The sequence below is a fragment of the Nonomuraea sp. NPDC001636 genome (assembly GCF_040298265.1).
In the GTDB taxonomy this organism is placed as follows: Bacteria; Actinomycetota; Actinomycetes; order Streptosporangiales; family Streptosporangiaceae; genus Nonomuraea.
The window spans coordinates 22,737-42,824 of sequence record NZ_JBEOZT010000010.1; the positions used below are offsets into that span (position 1 = coordinate 22,737).

Annotated in this window: 23 protein-coding genes; 7 read left to right on the forward strand and 16 right to left on the reverse strand. The window is 70.2% G+C overall.

The window, feature by feature from the left end:
* Nucleotides 1-67 precede the first annotated feature (67 nt).
* The gene (locus ABT158_RS20125; protein ID WP_352322264.1) at nt 68-847 is read right to left on the reverse strand and encodes a class F sortase; all 780 of its coding nucleotides are present in this window, start codon (nt 845-847) and stop codon (nt 68-70) included.
* Nucleotides 847-2,274, reverse strand: coding sequence for a hypothetical protein (locus tag ABT158_RS20130; RefSeq protein ID WP_352355359.1), 1,428 nt, complete (start codon nt 2,272-2,274; stop codon nt 847-849). The genes ABT158_RS20125 and ABT158_RS20130 overlap by 1 nt, the downstream gene beginning before the upstream one ends.
* A 222-nt stretch (nt 2,275-2,496) precedes the next feature.
* On the opposite strand from ABT158_RS20130, the gene ABT158_RS20135 reads away from it, so the two are divergent.
* On the forward strand, nt 2,497-3,642 hold the full coding sequence (locus tag ABT158_RS20135; protein ID WP_352355361.1) for an acyl-CoA dehydrogenase family protein: 1,146 nt from the start codon (nt 2,497-2,499) through the stop codon (nt 3,640-3,642).
* Nucleotides 3,643-3,685: 43 nt separating this feature from the next.
* Complete coding sequence (locus ABT158_RS20140; protein WP_352355363.1) at nt 3,686-3,847, forward strand: hypothetical protein; 162 nt, start codon at nt 3,686-3,688, stop codon at nt 3,845-3,847.
* A gap of 12 nt (nt 3,848-3,859) precedes the next feature.
* Here ABT158_RS20140 and ABT158_RS20145 read toward each other — a convergent pair whose 3' ends face one another.
* Entirely contained in the window at nt 3,860-4,288 is a 429-nt protein-coding gene (locus ABT158_RS20145) for a MarR family winged helix-turn-helix transcriptional regulator (RefSeq protein WP_352355365.1), read from the reverse strand.
* Between the two features lie 20 nt (nt 4,289-4,308).
* Between ABT158_RS20145 and ABT158_RS20150 the strand changes: the two genes are divergently transcribed.
* A complete protein-coding gene (locus ABT158_RS20150) occupies nt 4,309-4,671 on the forward strand; it encodes a helix-turn-helix domain-containing protein (RefSeq protein WP_352355367.1) in 363 nt (120 codons plus the stop codon).
* Here the strand turns inward: ABT158_RS20150 and ABT158_RS20155 are convergent.
* The 3 genes from ABT158_RS20155 to ABT158_RS20165 form a co-directional block, all read right to left on the reverse strand.
* Nucleotides 4,668-5,471 (reverse strand): alpha/beta fold hydrolase, encoded by an 804-nt coding sequence (locus tag ABT158_RS20155; RefSeq protein ID WP_352355369.1) that lies wholly within the window; start codon nt 5,469-5,471, stop codon nt 4,668-4,670. The genes ABT158_RS20150 and ABT158_RS20155 overlap by 4 nt on opposite strands.
* A complete protein-coding gene (locus ABT158_RS20160; RefSeq protein WP_352355371.1) occupies nt 5,468-7,690 on the reverse strand; it encodes an ATP-binding SpoIIE family protein phosphatase in 2,223 nt (740 codons plus the stop codon). Before ABT158_RS20160 ends, ABT158_RS20155 begins: the two co-directional genes overlap by 4 nt.
* 123 nt (nt 7,691-7,813) lie before the next feature.
* Nucleotides 7,814-8,518: an iron-dependent transcriptional repressor DtxR gene (locus ABT158_RS20165; protein WP_352355373.1), complete on the reverse strand. Its 705-nt coding sequence runs from the start codon at nt 8,516-8,518 to the stop codon at nt 7,814-7,816.
* Between the two features lie 102 nt (nt 8,519-8,620).
* Here ABT158_RS20165 and ABT158_RS20170 point away from each other — a divergent pair, with 102 nt between their 5' ends.
* Nucleotides 8,621-9,244, forward strand: coding sequence for a UdgX family uracil-DNA binding protein (locus ABT158_RS20170; RefSeq protein WP_352355375.1), 624 nt, complete (start codon nt 8,621-8,623; stop codon nt 9,242-9,244).
* Here ABT158_RS20170 and ABT158_RS20175 read toward each other — a convergent pair.
* Nucleotides 9,190-10,476: an MFS transporter gene (locus ABT158_RS20175; RefSeq protein WP_352355377.1), complete on the reverse strand. Its 1,287-nt coding sequence runs from the start codon at nt 10,474-10,476 to the stop codon at nt 9,190-9,192. The two genes, ABT158_RS20170 and ABT158_RS20175, sit on opposite strands and share 55 nt — an antisense overlap.
* 10 nt (nt 10,477-10,486) lie before the next feature.
* Entirely contained in the window at nt 10,487-11,164 is a 678-nt protein-coding gene (gene pdxH / locus ABT158_RS20180; protein WP_352322283.1) for a pyridoxamine 5'-phosphate oxidase, read from the reverse strand.
* A 202-nt stretch (nt 11,165-11,366) separates the two neighbouring features.
* Between pdxH and ABT158_RS20185 the strand changes: the two genes are divergently transcribed.
* Nucleotides 11,367-12,473 (forward strand): citrate synthase 2, encoded by a 1,107-nt coding sequence (locus tag ABT158_RS20185; protein ID WP_352322285.1) that lies wholly within the window; start codon nt 11,367-11,369, stop codon nt 12,471-12,473.
* Nucleotides 12,474-12,584: 111 nt separating this feature from the next.
* On the forward strand, nt 12,585-13,694 hold the full coding sequence (gene serC, locus ABT158_RS20190) for a phosphoserine transaminase (protein ID WP_352322287.1): 1,110 nt from the start codon (nt 12,585-12,587) through the stop codon (nt 13,692-13,694).
* Here the strand turns inward: serC and ABT158_RS20195 are convergent.
* Nucleotides 13,691-14,062 carry a BlaI/MecI/CopY family transcriptional regulator gene (locus tag ABT158_RS20195; RefSeq protein WP_352355380.1) on the reverse strand — a complete coding sequence of 124 codons (372 nt, stop codon included), beginning with the start codon at nt 14,060-14,062 and terminating at the stop codon, nt 13,691-13,693. The two genes, serC and ABT158_RS20195, sit on opposite strands and share 4 nt — an antisense overlap.
* Before the next feature lie 38 nt (nt 14,063-14,100).
* Between ABT158_RS20195 and ABT158_RS20200 the strand changes: the two genes are divergently transcribed.
* Nucleotides 14,101-14,679 carry a TIGR00645 family protein gene (locus ABT158_RS20200; protein WP_352355382.1) on the forward strand — a complete coding sequence of 193 codons (579 nt, stop codon included), beginning with the start codon at nt 14,101-14,103 and terminating at the stop codon, nt 14,677-14,679.
* 3 nt (nt 14,680-14,682) lie between these two features.
* On the opposite strand, the gene ABT158_RS20205 is transcribed toward ABT158_RS20200, so the two are convergent.
* The 7 genes from ABT158_RS20205 to ABT158_RS20235 form a co-directional block, all read right to left on the reverse strand.
* Nucleotides 14,683-15,303, reverse strand: a complete 621-nt coding sequence (locus ABT158_RS20205) for a rhomboid family intramembrane serine protease (protein WP_352355384.1) — start codon at nt 15,301-15,303, stop codon at nt 14,683-14,685.
* A gap of 111 nt (nt 15,304-15,414) precedes the next feature.
* Complete coding sequence (locus ABT158_RS20210) at nt 15,415-16,179, reverse strand: crotonase/enoyl-CoA hydratase family protein (RefSeq protein ID WP_352355386.1); 765 nt, start codon at nt 16,177-16,179, stop codon at nt 15,415-15,417.
* Between the two features lie 6 nt (nt 16,180-16,185).
* Nucleotides 16,186-16,959: an SDR family NAD(P)-dependent oxidoreductase gene (locus tag ABT158_RS20215; protein ID WP_352322296.1), complete on the reverse strand. Its 774-nt coding sequence runs from the start codon at nt 16,957-16,959 to the stop codon at nt 16,186-16,188.
* Nucleotides 16,960-17,007: 48 nt separating this feature from the next.
* Nucleotides 17,008-17,346: an STAS domain-containing protein gene (locus ABT158_RS20220; protein ID WP_138689510.1), complete on the reverse strand. Its 339-nt coding sequence runs from the start codon at nt 17,344-17,346 to the stop codon at nt 17,008-17,010.
* Between the two features lie 173 nt (nt 17,347-17,519).
* Nucleotides 17,520-18,257, reverse strand: coding sequence for an energy-coupling factor ABC transporter ATP-binding protein (locus ABT158_RS20225; protein WP_352355388.1), 738 nt, complete (start codon nt 18,255-18,257; stop codon nt 17,520-17,522).
* Nucleotides 18,251-19,006 (reverse strand): cobalt ECF transporter T component CbiQ, encoded by a 756-nt coding sequence (gene cbiQ, locus ABT158_RS20230; protein WP_352355390.1) that lies wholly within the window; start codon nt 19,004-19,006, stop codon nt 18,251-18,253. Before cbiQ ends, ABT158_RS20225 begins: the two co-directional genes overlap by 7 nt.
* A gap of 23 nt (nt 19,007-19,029) precedes the next feature.
* The gene (locus ABT158_RS20235; protein WP_352355392.1) at nt 19,030-20,037 is read right to left on the reverse strand and encodes an energy-coupling factor ABC transporter permease; all 1,008 of its coding nucleotides are present in this window, start codon (nt 20,035-20,037) and stop codon (nt 19,030-19,032) included.
* Nucleotides 20,038-20,088: the final 51 nt, after the last annotated feature.

Here is a 20,088-nt window from a genome sequence, read left to right on the forward strand (position 1 = left end):
GGTTGAGATCCTACGAACTGTCCCTGTCAACTTCCCGTAAAACCCCAAATTCGTCCCAAAAACCCCATCAGCCCTTCTTCTTCGACAACGTCGCGTACACCACGATGTTGTCCGTGTAGCTGTGCGCCTCCTTGTTGAAGACGCCGCCACACGTGATCAGCCGGAGCTGCGAGTCCTTGGTGTTCCCGTACACCCGGGACGTCGGGAACGCCGACTTGCTGACCTGCTCGATCCCGCTCACCGTGAACCGGGTGACCTTCCCGTCCGACCGGTACACGTAGATCTGGTCGCCCTTGGCCAGCTCGCGCAGACGGTCGAAGACGGCGGGGCCCTTGCGGGTGCTGACGTGGCCGTTGATGATCGCGGGCCCGAGCTCACCGGGCACCGGCGAGAAGCGGTACCAGCCGGTCTGGTTCGGCCGAGTCAGCGGCGGAGTGCCCAGGTTGCCCTTGATGTCCACGGTGACGCCGCCGATGGGGGCGTTCACCTTGATCTTGGGGATCTTGATCCGGCTGGGCTTCGCCTTGGCCTTGGCGGCCTTCGTCCTGGCCTTGGGGATCGGCGGCACGGTCGGGGCCGCGGCCAGCGGCGGCGGCGCGTCCGGCCGGGCCGGGGTCAGCGTCGCCCCCTTGCCGCCCGGTCCCACGGTCGCGGGCAACACGAACGCGCCCGCGTTCTCGATCTGCACGGCGGTCGGCCGGTCGGCGGCGGCCAGCGTGCCGGAGCCGTCGTCCACCTTGGGCGCCACGGAGAGCAGGCCCACCATGATCGCGCCGACGCCGGCCAGCGAACCGGCGATCAGCAGCCCGGGCATCGCCCGCTGCATCGGAGTCTTCTGCTCGGCCATCACTTCGTTCCTCCCGCGTGCGCGGCCCTGCGGCGGCGCAGGGCGAGCCCGCCGCCCGCGCTGCCCATGAGCAACATCGCCCCACTGGCCATCAGCCCGTACGGCCGGTCCGGCTCGTCGGGCGCCTCACCGGTGTCCACCCCGCCCTTGGGGACCTTGGCCACCTGCGCCCTGACGTACGTGGTCGCCGTGGGGCCGGTCGCGGTGGGCGTGGCCGTGCTCGTGCTCGTCCCCGTGACCGCCGGCACCACGACCACGTGCCCGAGCCCGTTGGTCGGCGTGGGCCGCGAGTGGTTCCGCGTGGGGGTGCTGGTCGCGGTGGACGTGCTGGTGTTGGTGGGGGTGGTCGTCGGGCTGGTGGTGGGCGTGGTCGTCGGGGTGGTGCTCGTGGTGGGGGTCTGGCTGTTGGTCGGTCCCGACTTGTCCCGTACGGTCACCGTCACCGAGACCGGCCCGCCGACGAGCTTGCACTTCGCGCCGTGGTAGCCCGTCGGGATCTTGGCGGTGTTGGTGGACACCTTGAACGCGTCGAGCCAGGCTGGCTTGCTGGAGGCGTTCACGATCCTGATGGTGTGCTTGCCGTACTTCAGCTCCGGCGACTTCCAGATCGTGAAGCCGCCGTCGAGGTCGTCGTTGACGGGCAGGTCGTCGTCTGAGCGCGAGGGGTCCTCCGTGGCCACCTTGCCGCCGTCGATGTAGATGTCCACCGGGCCGGCGTCCTTGTCGTGCGGCCCGATGTACTCCACGCCGGTGCCGGTGAAGCTCAGCTCGGCCCAGGCGCCGAGGTCGTTGGTCTCGTGCAGGTCGTTGTGCACGTGGTTCTCGGAGCCCGGACGGTCGTCGATCGAGGTCCAGCCGGGGCCGTAGATGACCTTCATGTCGGTCGGGTTGTCGCTCTCGTTGCCGTCGTTGGCGACGACCGTGCCGTCCGGCGGGGTGAAGTCGAGCTCGATGTCCTTCGGCGTGACCTTGATGGTCCCGACCTTGTCGATCAGGCCGGGGTCGTTCAGGGACTCGGGCAGCGACAGTTCGCCGTCGGGACGCAGCTTGCCCTTCTGCTCGACCGAGCCCTTCGGCTGCAGGATGCCCTGCCAGCTGCTGGTCAGCTCGACGTTGCCGGTGGCGTGCACGTTGGCGCCCGGGGCGAAGTAGCCGGGCGACTGGAGCCGTCCGTGGTCGGCGTAGTCGAGCTTCCAGGTGAAGTTGAGCGGGTCGCCGACCACCAGGTCGGTGGCGAAGGTGAGATGGGTGTTCAGGCGTACCGGTGCGTGCCGCACGATGCTGTCGGCCCCGGAGGGAATGCATTCGTACTGGACGTCCAGGTCGGCCGGTGCGGCCGAGGCCGGGACGCCGGGCAACGCGACGACCCCGACGGCCGCCACCGATGCGATCGACGCGGCGAGCAACGACTTGCGCCACCGACTCACGGGACACTCCGATCATCACAAATAGACCGAGGGTAGATCTTAGAGTCGAAAACACCCGCAACGCAGGCGGTTTCCCCCAAGTTCCAGCACTTGTGATGAAGCCGTGTCCCCTGCCGTGTCCCCTGCCGTGTCCCCACCGCCTTCCCTGCCGCGAAAGCGGGTATACCTCCGGGTAACAGAATCGTATTCTGTCGTGCACGACACCTGCTTGGAGGCGAATCGATGCAGCGAGACCTCTTCGACGAGGAGCACCTGCTCTTCAGGGAAACCGTGCGCGAGTTCATGGCCCGCGAGGTCGTGCCGCACCACGGCCAGTGGGAGAAGGACGGCATCGTGCCCCGCGAGGTCTGGAAGAAGGCCGGCGGGATCGGCATGTTCGGCTTCGGCGTCCCCGAGGAGTACGGCGGATCCGGCATCACCGACTTCCGCTACAACGCGGTGATCGTCGAGGAGATCATCAGGACCGGCGCCTCCGGCCTGGGCTTCTCGCTGCACAACGACGTCATGGCCCCGTACGTCGTCGAGCTCACCGACGACGGGCAGAAGCAGCGCTGGCTGCCCGGCTTCGCCTCTGGCGAGCTCATCACCGCGATCGCGATGACCGAGCCGGGCGCCGGCAGCGACCTGCAGGGCATCAGGACCACCGCCGTCCGCGAGGGCGACCACTACGTGGTCAACGGCCAGAAGACGTTCATCACGAACGGCGTCAACGCCGACCTCGTGGTCGTGGTCGCCAAGACCGACCCCGAGGCGGGGGCCAGGGGAACGACGCTGATCGTGGTCGAGCGCGGCATGGAGGGCTTCAACCGCGGCCGGAACCTGGACAAGGTCGGCATGAAGGCCCAGGACACCGCCGAGCTGTTCTTCGAGAACGTGCGCGTGCCCGTCGCCAACCGCCTCGGCCCGAACGAGGGCGAGGGCTTCTTCCACCTGATGAACAACCTGCCCCAGGAACGCCTGTCGATCGCCGTGGCGGCGGTGGCCGCGGCAGAGACGGTGCTGGAGCAGACGATCGAGTACTGCAAGACCCGCCAGGCGTTCGGCCGCAACATCGGTTCGTTCCAGAACACTCGCTTCGTCCTGGCCGAGCTGGCGACCGAGACGGAGATCGCCCGCCACTACGTGGACAAGTGCATCCTGGCACTCAACGCCCGGCAGCTGACCGTCGTGGACGCCGCCAAGGCCAAGTGGTGGACCACCGAGCTGCAGAACAAGGTCATCGACCGCTGCCTCCAGCTCCACGGCGGCTACGGCTACATGATGGAGTACCCGGTCGCCAAGGCGTGGCTGGACAGCCGCGTCCAGACGATCTACGGCGGCACGACCGAGATCATGAAGGAGATCATCGGCCGGTCCTTCGGATTCTGACGGCAGGCGCGCGCCCGCCCGGGCCGCGCCGCATACTGTCAGCATGGACGGCGGCCTGATCCTCCTCGTTTTCCTGGCGTTACTGTTCGCCTGGGGGCTCAACCGCGTGCGCAGGGCCTTCCGGCTCGGCCCGGTCGGCTACGCGGGCGTGATGATCGTGTTCGTCATCGCCATGCTGCTCGTCTGGGGCCAGACGATGCGCTGAGGCCGGGAAGGCTCACCCCGGCATCCCCTGCACGAACCGGGTCAGCAGCCTGGCGAACTCGGCCCGCTCGGCCGCCGACCAGCCGGCGGTGGCCGACGCGAAGGCCGCCTGCCGGGCCTGCCGGGCCTGGGCGAGCGCGGCGGCGCCCGCGTCGGTCAGCACCAGCCACGCCCGCCGCCCGTCGGCCTGGTCGGCCTCCCGCCGTACCAGCCCCGCCGTCACGGCGGCCGTCACGAGCCGGCTCGCCCGCGGCTGATCGACGTTGAGCGCCTCGGCGACCGCCGACACGGTGAGCCGCCCGCCGGCGCCCTCGATCACGTCGAGCACCTCGAACTCGGGGCCCGCCGCGCCGTGCTGCCGTGCCAGCGCCCGCCTGCTCTGCCTGCGCCTGATCGCGACCATCGCCCGCTCGATCGCGGCAATTTCCTTGTCTTCATACATATAGTTGCTATTCTACATGCATGGACAGACCTATCGGATATTGGGTGAAGCACCTCGACAACCTGCTGGAGGACGCGATGGGTCAGGCCCTGGCCGCCCATGGCGCCTCGCGCAGGGAGTGGCAGCTTCTCCACGCCACCGCCCAAGGGGAGAACGCCGCCGCGCTGGCGCCGTTCGAGGGGGTGGAGGAGGCCGTACAGAGCCTGACGTCGAGGGGATGGCTGGCGGACGGGCGGCTGACCGGCCAGGGCCGGGCCGTGCACACGGCCGTCTCCGAGCGGGTCACCCGCTTCCGGCAGCAGGTCACGCAGGGCGTGAGCGCGCAGGAGTACCGGACCGCCGTCGAGGTGCTGCGCCGCATGGCGGCCAACGCCGAACGCTAGGAAGCCGCCCGGTCGGCCTCCAGGACGACCCGGGCCACCAGCTCAGGATCGTCGCTCATCGGCACGTGCCCGCAGCCCTTGAGCAGCCTGACCCGCTGCCCCGACCAGCGCGCCGCGCGCACGGCCTGGTGGCGCGGCAGCAACCGGTCGCGCTCGCCCCAGGCGATCGTGATGGGCGACTTCGGCGGGGCGGGCGGCATCAGCCCGCCGAACGACTCCAGCGTCTCGTCGAAGCCCGCCGACCCCGCCAGCGCCTGTGTGGCCGCGACCAGCCCGGCGGGGTCGAGCCGGCTCGGCCGGGCCACCAGCACCCCGCTGGACACCGCCCGCATGAACGGGTTGCCGGCCGCCCTGACCGCCTGCTCCGGCGACATCGCGCGCGCCGAGTTCCGCAGAGCCTTCAGCGTCGTCTGGCAGTAGAGCAGCTCGGAGCGCGACCAGAAGCCGGCCGGCGACAACGCGGTCGCCGCGCGCACGACGCCGCGCGAGGCCAGTTCGAGCGCGATGTAGCCGCCGAGCGAGTTGCCCACCACGTGCGGCTCCCGGATGCCGAGCAGCGCGCAGAACGACTCGACCGCGTCCGCCAGCGACTCCGCGGTGTACGGGATGCCCGCGGGCAGCCGCGGCGACACCCCGAAACCGGGTAGGTCGATCGCGATCACCGTGTGGTCGGCGGCCAGCCGGTCCATCACCGGCAACCACGCCTGCCAGTGGTGCCCGATGCCGTGGACGAGGATCAGCGGCTCGCCGCTGCCCCGGCGTTCGAAGGCCAGCTCCATGCGGCCCAGTGAACCACTCACCTGCTCCGGGTGGGAATCTCGAACCAGACCGCTTTGCCTTCCCTGGTGGGACGGGAGCCCCAGCGCTTGGCCAGCTGGTCGACCAGGTAGAGGCCGCGGCCGCCCTCGTCGTTCTCCCCGGCGCTGCGGATGCGGGGCAGGCGGAGGTCCTGGTCGAACACCTCGACCCAGACCGACTCCTCGCCCCTGCGCAGCCTCAGCGTGAACTCCTTGTCGCCGACCGGCTCCTCCTCGAAGCCCGGCATGTCCCAGGAATCCTCGAACGGCAGCGGCGGCCCCTCGACGACCAGCTCCCGGCGCGGGGAGTTGGCGGTGGAGGCGTGCAGCACCACGTTGGTGACGACCTCGGAGACCAGCAGGCAGGCCAGCTCGGCGCGTTCCTCGGGCACGTTCCAGCCGGAGAACGCCTCGGAGGCCATGCGGCGCGCCTCGCCGACCATGATCGGCTGGGCCGGGAAGGTGCGCTCCTCGACGTCGAGGTCGACGTCGCTGGAGCGGACGACCAGGATCGCCATGTCGTCGTCGATCTCGCCGGGCACCGCGATCGTGGCGGCGTCGGCGATGCGCTCGACGTCGGCGTCGGCCATCTTGGCGAGCTTCTCGCACAGCACGCCGAGCGTCTCCTCCTCGCTCGGCATCCTGCCGTCGCGGCCCGGACGCCGGTCGACCAGGCCGTCGGTGTAGAGCAGCAGCGCCGCGCCCGGCGGGAGGGTGCGGGTCTCCTCCTTGTAGACCAGGTCGGCGTGCAGGCCCTTGGCCCGGACGCCGAGCGGCTGGCCGACCTCCTCGATGTCCATCTCCAGGCACTGGCCGTCGACCACCAGCAGCGGCGGCGCGTGCCCGGCGTTGGCGAAGGAGAGCTGCCGGGACCAGGCGTCGTAGACGAGGTACTGGCAGGTGACGATGGGCGGGATGCTGACGTCGGCGCCGTTGTCGTCCTGCTCGGGGGTGGCGATGATGCGGGTCCACTCGTCGAGCCTGGCCAGGATGTCGGCGGGTGACTTGTCGTCTTGTGCGAAGGCCCGCAGCGCCGCCCTGAGCTGGCCCATGATGGCCGCGGCCTTGGCGCCCCTGCCCTCGACGTCGCCGATCACGATGCCGACCCGGCCGGCCGAGAGCGGGATGACGTCGTACCAGTCGCCGCCGACCTGGGTCTGGATGCCCTGGCCGTGGGAGGCGAGCGGGGCCGCCGGGTAGTAGCGCACCGCGATGTCGAGGCCGTCGAGCTGGGGCAGCGCCCTGGGCAGCAGGTGCTTCTGGAACGACTCGGCGGTGTGGCGCTCCTCCTCGAACAGCAGCGCGTTGTCGATCGCGAGGGCCACGCGGGTGGCGATGGCGCCCACGAAGTCGCGGTCGAAGGCGTCGTAGTGGGGGCTGCGCCGGTCGGTCAGGTTGGACAGGCCGAGGTACATCAGGCCCAGCGTCTCGCCGCGCACCAGCAGGGGGGCGACGATGGCCGAGGTCATGCCGATCTCGCTCGCCAGGCGCGCGCTGCCCTCGTGCGGCGACGGGTAGCTGGTGGTGGAGAAGTCCTCGACGAGGATGGTCTCCTGGCGGCGCAGCGCGGTGTCGGCGTAGTGGCCGGAGGGGTAGCGGATCTCCGCGCCCACCGGCTTCCACGTGCCCGCGGGCGGGGTCCAGCCCTGGACGTGCTCCGAGACCCGGCGGACCAGCCGGTCGCCCTCCATGAGCTCGATGAAGCAGTGGTCGGCGAACTGCGGCACGAGCATCTCGGCCACCCGCTTGAGCGTCTCCTCGACGTAGAGGGAGCCGGCCAGCCGCTCGCCGATGCGTTCGAGGAGCCCGAAACGGTCTTTCTCGCGTTCGTTGCTGCGCAGGGCCTCACGGGCCAGGATGACGATGCCGGTGACCGACCCGGACGGGTGACGCAGCGGCACGGCCTGGGCGCGCACGTAGACGATCGTGCCGTCGCCGCGCCTGACGTCGAACGTGCCCTCCCACACGCCGCCCTTGAGCACGTGCTTGGCCAGCTCGATCGCCAGCGGGTGGTCCTTCTCCATGATCCCGAGGGACAGGACGGACGCGTCACGCCCCGGCGCGTTGCCGGGACGGCCGAACAGCTGCTCGGCGAAGGGATTCCAGTAGAGGAGATTGCTGAAGCGGTCTGTCACGACCACTGCCATTTCGGCATGGTCCAAAACGGACCCGGCACCAAGGTGATCAGCCGTTTCTTGTGACAGATCCCCCCATCGCTTCATCCGGAGACCACTCCTTGGGGTGGCTTGTGCGCACAGCGGACCACGGGTGCTCCTGCAACTGTCTTGGCCAGGGGAGAGTGGAGGGCCTCCCAAGAGGGATTCAACCAAGTGGCTGCGCGCGCGTCAGCGCTTGGAGACAAAAACGTGCGCGGCAACGTCACGCGGAAGCTCCGCGGGAGTGTCGTTCGCGTCACCGTCACCTGTCACCCGCACACCGTCGTCGCTCGCCGCGAGCGTCACCTCGCGTCCGGGTTGTATCCCAACTTGCTTGAGTTTAAGCATCACAGCAGGATCGCTTTGCACTTGTTCGCTGATCCGGCGCACCACGACCGGGATGTCACGCGGCCCGGCGGCCTCGGACATCGAGGTCAGGACGTTGGCCGCGCCGTCGGTGACCTCCGGCGCCCCCAGCTCGGCCAGCCCCGGGATGGGGTTTCCGTGCGGGCAGACCGTGGGGTTGTCGAGCAGCGTCACCAGCCGCGCCTCGACCGACTCGGACATGACGTGCTCCCACCGGCACGCCTCGATGTGCACCTCTTCCCAGGGAAGGCCGATGACCTGGGTGAGCAGGCATTCGGCCAGGCGGTGCTTGCGCATCACGCGGGTGGCCAGCGTGCGGCCCAGGTCGGTCATCGACAGGTGCCGGTCGCCCTCGACGCGGACAAGGCCGTCGCGCTCCATGCGGGCGACGGTCTGGCTCACGGTGGGGCCGCTCTGCTGGAGGCGCTCCGCGATGCGGGCGCGAAGGGGGACGATGCCCTCCTCTTCGAGCTCGTAAATCGTGCGGAGATACATCTCCGTCGTGTCGATCAGGCCGTGTGCGGTCAAGGCTCCTCCCAACTGAAATGCTACGCCGGTCGTGGCGGGGACTGAGCCCGTCCGCTACGGGCACAGAAGTCATCAGGAACCCTATTGGGAGAACGACCGACGATGGTTAAGGACGGCAACAACGGAGCGGCCGAGTTCCTTCCCGCCCGGCGCGACCTCGGCTCCCTGCGCACGGCGGCCGCCCGCTGCGAGGGCTGCGACCTGTACGCGAAGGCCACCCAGACGGTGTTCGGCGAGGGCCCCGAGCAGGCCCGTTACATGCTGGTGGGCGAGCAGCCGGGAGATCTCGAGGACCGCGAGGGTCATCCGTTCGTGGGGCCCTCGGGGCGCGTACTCGATCGGGGCCTGGAAGAAGCGGGAATCGAACGGGACGCGGTTTATCTGACGAACGCTGTCAAACATTTCTCCTTCACTCCCAGGGGGAAGAGAAGGATTCATCAGAAACCGACGGTCGCCGAGATCGAGGCGTGCCGGCCGTGGCTCGGCGCGGAGCTGGAGCTGGTGCGCCCCGACGTGGTCGTGGTGCTCGGCGCGACGGCGGCCAGGTCGCTGCTGGGCAGGGCGTTCCGGCTGACCGAGCACAGAGGCGAGCCGGTGCCGCTGGGCGACGCGCTCGCGGTGGCCACGATCCACCCCTCGGCGGTGCTGCGCGCGTCCGACAGGGACGCGGCCTACGCGGGCTTCGTCTCCGACCTCAAGGCCGCGGCGCGGGTGTCGGAGCGGTAGTCGCGGAACCCGGCCACCGACAGTCCGACGACGAGCACGGTGACCGCGCACGCCAGTCCCCCGCCCACCCAGGCGCCGGTGAGCCCGAAGGCGGTCGCGGTCGCGCCGGCGCGCAGGTCGCCGAGGCGCGGGCCGCCCGCCACGACCACCATGAACACGCCCTGCATCCGCCCGCGCATCTCGTCGGGGGCGTAGAGCTGCAGGATCGACTGCCGCCACACCGACGAGATCACGTCGGCCACGCCGCCGACCGCCATGAACGCCACGACCAGCCACAGCTCGCGCACCAGCCCCGCGGCCGCGACGGCGAGCCCCCACATGGCGATGGCCAGCACGAGCGCGACGCCCTGCCGCGAGATCCGGCCCACCCAGCCGGAGAACAGCGCGCCGGCGACCGAGCCGATCGCCATGGCGGAGGTCACCCAGCCGAGCGCGGTCATCGAGCCGCCGAACCGATCGGCGGCCAGTTCGGGGTAGAGGGCGCGCGGCATGGCGAACACCATCGCGATGATGTCCACGACGAACGACATCAGCAGCACCGGGCTCCTGGCGATGAAGCTGAGCCCCTCCCAGACCGCCCGCGCTCCCGGACGTGTCACCTCGCCCAGCGGGGGCAGGGCGGGCAGCCTGAGGGCCGCGTAGAGGCCGGCGCTGAACAGCAGGGCGTCCACCGCGTAGGCGGCGGCGTAGTTCGGGTGGTCGCCGCCGGTGGACAGCAGCACGCCGCCGAGCATCGGGCCGACGACCGCGCCGAGGCTGTAGACCAGCGAGTTGAGCGCGTTGGCGGCCGGCACCAGCTCGGGGTCGAGGACGCGCGGGATCACCGAGCCCCTGGTCGGGCCGGTGATGGCGAACCCGGTGGCGTTGACCGCCGTCGCCGCGAAGATCAGGTATACGTTGCCCAGTCCGAGCAGGGCCTGCGCCAGGATGACCAGGGTGGCCGCCCAGGTGATGAGCGAGCCGATGACGAGCAGCCTGCGCCGGTCGAAGGCGTCGGCGACGGCCCCGCCCCACAGCCCGAAGACCAGCAGCGGGACGAGGTTGGCCATGCCGAGCAGGCCCACCCAGAGCGAGGAGTGGGTCAGCTCGTAGACCTGCTGGCCGACCGCCACGACGGTGACGGAGACGCCCACGTTCGAGACGGCCTGGCCGGACCAGATCCGCCGGTACGCGGGCACGGCCAGCGGCCTTGTGTCCACAAGATGACGTTTGACCAGTTCCCCGATTGCCACCTAAGGCAATTTATGGTGCAAGTCTCTCCAAAGCCCAACCGGGTCGGGTGCGCCGGTAGCGCAGCCTGTCGTGCATCCGGTCGAGCTGTCCCTGCCAGAACTCCACCTCGGTCGGCGTCACCCGGAAGCCGCCCCAGAAGTCGGGCACCGGCGGATCCTCGGGCCAGCGGGCGGCCAGCTCCTCGTAGCGCTCGTCGAGCTCCTCGCGCGAGCGCACGACCGCCGACTGCCGCGAGGCCCAGGCCCCGATGCGGGAGCCGTACGGGCGGGAGTTGTAGTAGTCGGCCGACTCCTGGTGGGAGATGCGGGCGACGGTGCCCTCGATGCGGATCTGGCGGCGGATGGCGTGCCAGGGGAACAGCAGCGAGGCGCGTCCGTTCTCGGCCAGGTCGCGGCCTTTGCGGGACTCGTAGTTGGTGTAGAAGACGAAGCCGTTCTCGTCGTAGCCCTTGAGCAGGACCGTCCTGGCGCTCGGCCGGCCGCCCGCGGAGGCGGTGGCCAGGACCATGGCGTTGGGTTCGGGCAGGCCGGCGTCGAGCGCGTCCTGGAACCAGACGGTGAACTGCGCGACGGGGTCGGACGCGAGGTCGGTCTCGAGCAACGGCTCGCCCTCGTACGTTCGGCGTAGCGCCGCCAGCAGGGGCGGGCGCGGGGTGGCATCCACGAGACGGTATTCTTGCGCGCTCATGTGGCAGATCCCACGCTAGGGCGCGTCCGGCGGCGTGACGCAGGTCGCGGGACACGTGCCCACAGCAGGCTCCCTACCAGCGGGTTTGACGTTTCGGCGGGTCCCGAGACCGACCATGACCTGGGAGGGGGTTAAATTGACCCGCCGGTATCTCGACATCAAGGCATTGCCGTTACATGGCAAGAAAGGGAGGCGGCCGAGCATGTCCGACTTCAAACCCGGCCTCGAAGGCGTCGTAGCTTTCGAGACCGAGATCGCGGAACCGGACAAAGAAGGGGGCGCCCTTCGATACCGGGGCGTCGACATCGAGGAGCTGGTCGGCCGTGTCCCCTTCGGGCACGTTTGGGGCCTGCTGGTCGACAACAAGTTCCAGCCGGGCCTGCCCCCGGCGGAGCCGTACCCCATCCCTGTCCACTCCGGTGACATCCGCGTAGACGTGCAGAGTGCGCTGGCCATGCTGGCTCCGGCCTATGGCTTCAAGCCCCTGCTCGACATCAGTGACGAGGAGGCCCGCGACCAGCTCGCGCGCGCCTCCGTGATGGCGCTCTCCTTCGTCGCGCAGTCCGCGCGCGGCCTCGGCCTGCCGATGGTGCCGCAGAGCCGGGTCGACGAGGCGAAGACCATCGTCGAACGCTTCATGATCCGCTGGCGCGGTGAGCCTGATCCCAAGCACGTCAAGGCCATCGACGCCTACTGGACCTCGGCCGCCGAGCACGGCATGAACGCGTCCACGTTCACCGCCCGCGTCATCGCCTCCACCGGCGCCGACGTGGCCGCGGCGCTCTCCGGCGCCGTGGGCGCGATGTCGGGCCCGCTGCACGGCGGCGCCCCCGCCCGCGTGCTCCACATGATCGAAGGCGTGGAGCAGCTGGGCGACGCCAAGAAGTACGTCCAGAGCGAGCTCGACAAGGGCAACCGGCTCATGGGCTTCGGCCACCGCGTCTACCGCGCGGAGGACCCGCGCGCCCGCGTGCTGCGCCGCACCGCCAAGGAGCTCGACGCGCCCCGCTACGAGGTCGCGGCGGCGCTGGAGCAGGCCGCCCTGGAGGAGCTGCACGCCCGCAAGCCCGACCGGGTGCTCGCCACGAACGTCGAGTACTGGGCGGCCGTGGTGCTGGACTTCGCCGAGGTGCCCTCGCACATGTTCACCTCGATGTTCACCTGCGCCCGCACGGCCGGCTGGGCCGCGCACATCCTGGAGCAGAAGCTCACGGGCCGGCTGGTGCGTCCGAGCGCCAACTACATCGGCCCGGCCTCGCGTCCGCTGAGCGACGTCCCCGGCGCCTCCGAGGTTGTCGGCACGATCTGACACGTTTTCACCCGTGTCATGAACGGCCCGCCCGCTCAAGGGCGGGCCGTTCCGCGTCTCATTCGGCGGACCCGTGCGACGTCACCCGGACGGCCTCAGTACGCTTGGCACGTGGCTGACATCGTGATTCCCGCTGACATCAAGCCCGCCGACGGCCGCTTCGGCTGCGGGCCCTCGAAGGTTCGCACCGAGCAACTGGCCGCGCTCGCCGCCTCCGGCGCGAGCCTCATGGGCACCTCCCACCGCCAGAAGCCGGTCAAGAACCTGGTCGGCCGCGTGCGCTCCGGCCTGGCCGACCTGTTCTCGCTGCCCGAGGGCTACCAGGTCGTGCTGGGCAACGGCGGCACCACCGCGTTCTGGGACATCGCGGCCTTCGGGCTGATCAGGGAGAAGTCCCAGCACCTGTCGTTCGGCGAGTTCTCCTCGAAGTTCGCCGCCGTCGCCAAGAAGGCGCCCTGGCTGGCCGACCCGAGCGTGATCAAGTCCGACGTCGGCACCCACCCCACCGCGGTCGCCGAGGACGGCGTCGACGTCTACGCCCTCACCCACAACGAGACCTCGACCGGCGTCGCCATGCCGATCTCCCGCGTGGGCGGCGACGACTCGCTGGTGCTGGTCGACGCCACCTCCGGCGCGGGCGGCCTGCCGGTCGACATCGCCGAGACCGACGTCTACTACTTCGCCCCGCAGAAGAGCTTCGCCTCCGACGGCGGCCTGTGGATCGCGATCATGTCGCCGCGCGCCCTGGCCAGGGTCGAGGAGATCGCCGCCTCCGGCCGGTACGTCCCCGAGTTCTTCAGCCTGCCGATCGCGATCGACAACTCCGGCAAGGACCAGACCTACAACACGCCCGCCGTGGCCACGCTGTTCCTGCTGGCCGACCAGCTCGACTGGATGAACGGCAACGGCGGCCTGGCCTGGACCACCGCCCGCACCGCCGAGTCCAGCCAGCGCCTGTACACCTGGGCCGAGAAGTCGTCCTACGCCACGCCGTTCGCCGCCCCGCAGTTCCGCTCGCAGGTGGTCGGCACGATCGACTTCAACGACGACGTCGACGCCGCCGAGGTGGCCAAGGTGCTGCGCGCCAACGGCATCGTCGACACCGAGCCCTACCGCAAGCTGGGCCGCAACCAGCTGCGCATCGCGATGTTCCCGGCCATCGAGCCGTCCGACGTCGAGGCGCTGACGGTCTGCGTCGACCACGTGGTCGAGCGCCTCTAGCCCGTCGCGCGCCGGCCCGTCCGGCGGGTCAGCTCGTCCAGGAGCGCCAGGGCGTCCGCCTCCTCGACGCTCTGCGCGAACCTCGTCAGCACCGGCAGCCTGTCGGTGCTGACGGCGAGGGCCTCCAGCATCAGGCGGCTGACGTGCTCGGCCCTTGAGCAGGCGGCCGCGTAGCGGAAGGCGTTGCGCGCGGGCGTGCGCACGAGCAGGCCCTTGCGCACCAGCCGCTCGGCGACGGTCTGCACGGTCGTGTACGCCAGGTCGCGGTCCTCGTTGAGGCTGCCCAGGAGCTCCCGTACGCGCATGGCCCGGCCGGCGTCCCACAGCACGTTCATGATCGCGCGTTCCAGGGAACCCAGGTTCGCCAACTCAACCAGTCCTCCGGCTCGATCAGTAGGAAACATTCTTGCCCGAACAGCCCCCGATCGGCCAGGGGCGAGCGCTGCCCCGCAGCCTCGGCTACCTCATGTTCGCCAGCCGCTGGCTGCAGGTCCCGCTCTACCTGGGCCTCATCGTGGCCCAGGCGGTGTACGTCTGGCAGTTCATGACCGAGCTGTGGCACCTGCTGAGCAGCGTCTTCCTGCACCCGGCGACCGGCGACGGCACGTCGGCCGAGGTCGTCGTCATGCTGACGGTCCTGGCGCTGATCGACGTCGTGATGATCTCCAACCTGCTGATCATGGTGATCATCGGCGGCTACGAGACGTTCGTCTCGCGCATCAACCTCAACGACCATCCCGACGAGCCCGAATGGCTCTCCCACGTCAACGCCAACGTGCTGAAGGTCAAGCTGGCCACGGCCATCGTGGGCATCTCGTCGGTGCACCTGCTGCAGACGTTCATCCGGGCGCGTGACGTGCCCAACGACAAGATCATGTGGCAGACGATCATCCACCTGGCGTTCGTGGCCTCGGCGATCGGCCTGGCGCTCATCGACCGCATGCTCTCCAGCTCACCGGCCGAGCACACCAAACCGCACCTGTAGGGCTCAGACGCGGGCCGGCAGCTCTTTCCTGCGGCGCAGCACCCAGGCGGCCACCACGCCGCCCAGGAGCCCGAACAGGTGGCCCTGCCACGAGATGCCCTGCTGGTTGGGGAGCAGGCCCCACAGGATCGAGTAGTAGGCCACGCCCACGCCGATGCCGATCAGGATGTCCACCAGGCGGCGGTCGAACAGGCCCCGGGCCAGCACGAAGCCGAAGTAGCCGAAGACCAGGCCGCTCGCGCCGATCGTGATCACGCCGGGGCTGGACACCCACGTGCCGAGGCCGCCGATCAGCACGATCAGCAGCGTGGCCCAGAGGAACTTGCGGATGTCGCGCACCGCCGCCAGGAAGCCCAGCACCAGCAGCGGCAGCGAGTTGGCCATGAGGTGGCCGAAGCCGCCGTGCAGGAACGGCGCGAACAGGATGCCCACCAGGCCGTCGGCGTCCCAGCCCGCGATGCCGTAGGAGTCGAGCGCGCCGCCCATCACGTAGTCGACGCCCTCCAGGACCCACATCACGGCGAGCATGGACCCGAGGATGACGATCGCCTTGATCGCGCTCGACAGGAAGGTGCCGGCGCCGCGCCTGGCCGACTCGAACCTGGAACCCGAATGGTCGCTCATGCGCTCTCCTGGTGGTGGTCTCCTCCCTTTACCGTACGCAGGAAAGGTCACGCACGCGCGTTGACGCGGCCCCTTCCGGACGTGTGGAAGGGGCCGGCGTACGGGTGAGGGTTACTCGCCCTTCCACTGGGGGGCGCGCTTCTCGGCGAAGGCCGCCGCGCCCTCCATGGCGTCCTTGGAGCCGAACACCGGGTTGATGATCGCGCCCTGCCTCCTGAACATCTCCTCCAGGGGCCAGTCCTGGGACTCGATGATCACCTTCTTGGTCGCCGCGAGCGCCAGGGGCGCGTTGGCGGCGATCTTGCGGGCCAGCTCCAGCGCGCCCTCCAGGGCGGCCCCCGGCTCGGTGATCCGGTTGACCAGGCCCAGCTCGTACAGGCGGGAGGCGGGGTAGTGGTCGCCGGTCAGGGCGATCTCCATGGCCACGTGGTACGGGATCCGCCGCGGCAGCCGCATGATCCCGCCCGCGCCCGCCACCAGCCCGCGCTTGGGCTCGGGCAGCCCGAACGTGGACTCCGACGAGGCCACGATGACGTCGCAGGACAGGGCCAGCTCGAAGCCGCCCGCCAGCGCGTACCCCTCGACCGCCGCCACCAGCGGCTTCTTGGGCGGCGCCTCGGCGATGCCGCCGAAGCCGCGCCCCTCGACCACCGGGAAGTCCCCGGACAGGAACCCCTTGAGGTCCATGCCCGCGCAGAACGTGCCCCCGGCGCCGGTCAGCACGTACGCCGAGATCTCGGGGCGGGCGTCGTAGGTGTCCAGCGCCTCGGCGATCCCCCGGGCCACCGCGCCGTTGATCGCGTTACGCGCCTTCGGCCGGTTGATGGTGATGACCGCGACGTTGCCGGACTCCTCGACGAGCACTTCGTCAGACACGGGACCTCACTTGGGCTGGAAGCGGATGCCGCCGTCGAAGCGCACGACCTCGGCGTTCATGTAGTCGTTCTGGACGAGCGAGTGCACCAGGTGGGCGAACTCGTCGGCCCGGCCCATGCGCTTGGGGAAGACCACGGGGGCCACGAGCTTGGCCTTGAACTCCTCGGCGTTGCCGGAGAAGCCGTAGATGGGGGTGTCGATGATGCCGGGGCAGATCGTGTTCACGCGGACGCCGATGGCCGCCAGGTCGCGCGCGGCGGGGACCGTCATGCCCACGATGCCGCCCTTGGAGGCCGAGTAGGCGAGCTGGCCCGTCTGGCCCTCCAGGGCGGCGACGGAGGCCGTGTTGATGACCACGCCGCGCTGGCCGTCGGCGTCGACCGGCTCGGTGGCGGCGATGGCGGCCGCGGCGATGCGCATGAGGTTGAAGGTGCCGATCAGGTTGACCTCGATCACCTTGCGGTACGTGGCCGGGTTGTGCGGCTTGCCCTCGCGGTTGACCGTGCGCTCGGCCCAGCCGATGCCCGCGCTGTTGACCACGACGCGCAGCGGCTTGCCCGTGGCCACGGCCGCGTCGACGGCCGCCTGCACCTGATCGTCGTCCGACACGTCCGTCCTGACGAAGACGCCGCCGAGCTCGTCGGCGACGGCCTTGCCGCGCTCCTCGTTGAGGTCGGCGATGACCACGGTGGCGCCCGCGCGGGCGAGCTCGCGGGCCGTCGCCTCACCGAGGCCGCTGGCACCGCCGGAGATGATTGCTGCAGATCCGTTGACGTCCATATCCCGGACCTTAACGCGCCAACCGAATGAAGTTCTACTCGGGGCGGGTTAAATTCCACCCACGGCGCTGTCGACGTCGGAGTACACCTTGATCCGCCGGTCGAGCCCCGTGGTCCGCAGGATGCGCGCCACGGGCGCCTGGGGCGCGGCGAGGGACACCCCGCCTCCCTCTCCCGTGGCCAGCCGCCAGGCCTCGATCAGCACCGAAAGACCGCTGGAGTCCATGAACGACAGCTGCTGCAGGTCGAGCACGAGCCTGGCGCTGTCCTGCTTGATGGCGTCGCGGACCTCGTCGCGGAGGAACGGTGCGGTGAACAGATCGAGCTCTCCCTCAACGGCCACCACCACGGCGTCACCCAGGGCGTGTCGCGCAAGCCGCAGCTTCATTTGGCCCCTCCTCGATGAGCCACTGTACTTCGACATCCCCGGATAGCGGGCATGCACAAACTACGAAGAGCCGGATACAGAAGGACTAGACCGGACTAATCATGCGCTGGACGCGGCGCTGAAGGTTCTTACCCACCCGGCCGCCCGGCCCGCGACCTGGGGGCCAGGTTGCCTCACCCGGCCGGGACGGCGAAGCCGTACGGGAGCTCCAGGCGGTGCCCGGCCAGCAGCTCGGCGTCGGCCAGCAGCTCGCGCGTGGGCCCGTCGGCGGCGATCACGCCTCCCGACAGGATCAGCGAGCGCTCGCACAACTCCAGCGCGTACGGCAGGTCGTGGGTGACCATGAGCACCGTCACGTCCAGCGAACGCAGGATCTCGGCCAGTTCCCTGCGCGCGGCCGGGTCGAGGTTGGAGGACGGCTCGTCGAGCACCAGGATCTCCGGCCGCATCGCCAGCACCGTGGCCACCGCCACCCGGCGCCGCTGCCCGAACGACAGGTGGTGCGGCGGCCGGTCGGCGGCCGCCAGCATGCCGACCCGGTCGAGCGCGTCGCGGACCACCCGGTCGAGCTCGGCGCCCTTGAGTCCGGCGTTGGCCGGGCCGAAGGCGACGTCGTCCCGGACCGTGGGCATGAAGAGCTGGTCGTCGGGGTCCTGGAAGACCAGGCCGACGCGCTGCCTGATCTCCTTGAGCGTGTCCTTGCGCACCGGGACGCCGCCCACGGCCACGCCGCCGTGCCCGGCGGTGAGAATGCCGTTGAGGTGCATGACGAGGGTCGTCTTGCCGGCGCCGTTGGGGCCGAGCAGCGCCACCCGCTCACCGCGGCCGATCGCCAGGTTCACGCCGAACAGCGCCTGAGTGCCGTCGGGGTAGGCGTAGGCCAGGTCACTGACCTCCAGAGAGTTCACCATGAGAGCCCCAGAACCGCGAGTGCCACGACGGGCAGGACGAGCGCCGCCGCCCACTGCCCGATGGATGCCGAAATATCTTGAATTATCGGCATCCGTCCAGCGTAGCCGCGACTCAGCATCGCCAGGTGCACCCGCTCGCCCCGCTCGTACGAACGGATGAACAGCGCCCCGGCCGAACGCGCGATCACCGGGATCTGCCGGAAGTTGCGCGCCTCGAACCCGCGCGACTCGCGGGCCACCCGCATCCGCCGCATCTCCTCCAGGATCACGTCCATGTACCTGAGCATGAACATGGCGATCTGCACCAGCAGGCTCGGCAGCCGCAGCCGCTGCGCCCCGACGAGGATGACCCGCGGCTCGGTGGTGGCCGCGAGCAGGATCGAGGCGATCACCCCGAGCGTGGCCTTGACCAGGATGTTCCAGGCCGCCCACAACCCCGGCACGCTCAGCGAGACCCCGAGCACCGTCGTGCGCTCGCCCATCCCGATCACCGGGATCAGGAACGCGAACAGCACGAACGGCAGCTCGATCACCATCCGCCGCAGCACGTGCCCAACCGGCACCCGCGCGGCCAGCGCGACGCCCCCGAGCAGCGCCGCGTAGACCGCGAACGCCCAGAAGCGCTCCCGCGGCGTGGCCACCACGACGACCGCGAAGGCGAAGACGGCGAGCAGCTTGCACTGCGGCGGCAGCCGGTGGACGAGGGAGTCACCCGGCAGGTAGAGATCGTGCCGATGCCCCGCGCCCACCGTCACTCACCGTCTCTCACAGATCAGACCCCCACGTTCGTACGGCTGCGCGCGGCGAACGCCACGGCGCCGGCGATGAGCAGCACGAGCCCGACGCCGACGATCCCGGCCACGCCGACCGGGATGCCGCCCACCTCACCGTAGTCGGCCAGCGCCCACGACCCGAACGCGTGGTCGGCCGCCTGGCCGCTGAAGCCCTTGTTCTCGGCCACGGCCTCCAGCCCGTCGGGGTCGGAGGCGGCGAAGAAGGACACCACGCCGGCCAGCACCAGGGTCAGCCCGAGCCCGCCCAGCAGGAACGGCTTGAGCGCGCCCGGCCGGGCCGCCGGCGCCGGCTCGTCCACGGTCGTGGTGGCGCCGTCGGCCCCCTTGAGCACCAGCGGCTTGGCCAGCCCGCGGGCGCCGTACACCAGGTCGGGCCGGACGGCCAGCACGGCGGTGACGGTGGTGGCGGTGATCAGCGCCTCGCCGATGCCGATCAGCACGTGCACGCCGCCCATGGCCGCGGCCACGGCCGACACCTCGATGGGCGCGGTGCCGCCGATCCAGAACAGCAGGGAGAACACCAGCGCCGAGGCCGGCACGGAGATCAGCGCCCCGAGGAAGGCCCCGAGCGTCACGCCGCCCCGGCCCCTGGCCATCGCGGTGACCAGCCGGAAGACGCCCCACCCGACCAGCACGGTGACGATGCCCATGATGGTGATGTTGACGCCCAGCGCGGTCAGCCCGCCGTCGGCGAAGAACACGGCCTGCACCAGCAGCACCACGGCCATGCAGAGCACGCCTGTGTAGGGCCCCACGAGTATCGCCGCCAGCGCGCCGCCCAGCAGGTGGCCGCTGGTGCCCGCCGCGACGGGGAAGTTCAGCATCTGGACCGCGAAGATGAAGGCCGCCACGAGCCCCGCCATGGGCGCGGTCCGGTCGTCCAGCTCGCGGCGGGCGCCCCGCAGGCAGACCGCTACCCCGGCGGCCGCCACCGCTCCGGCGGAGACGGATGTAGCTGCGTTGAAGAAGCCATCGGGTACGTGCACGGCAACGCCTCCAGAAGGACGAACAAATCCTCCTCACTTTAGAGCATCGCC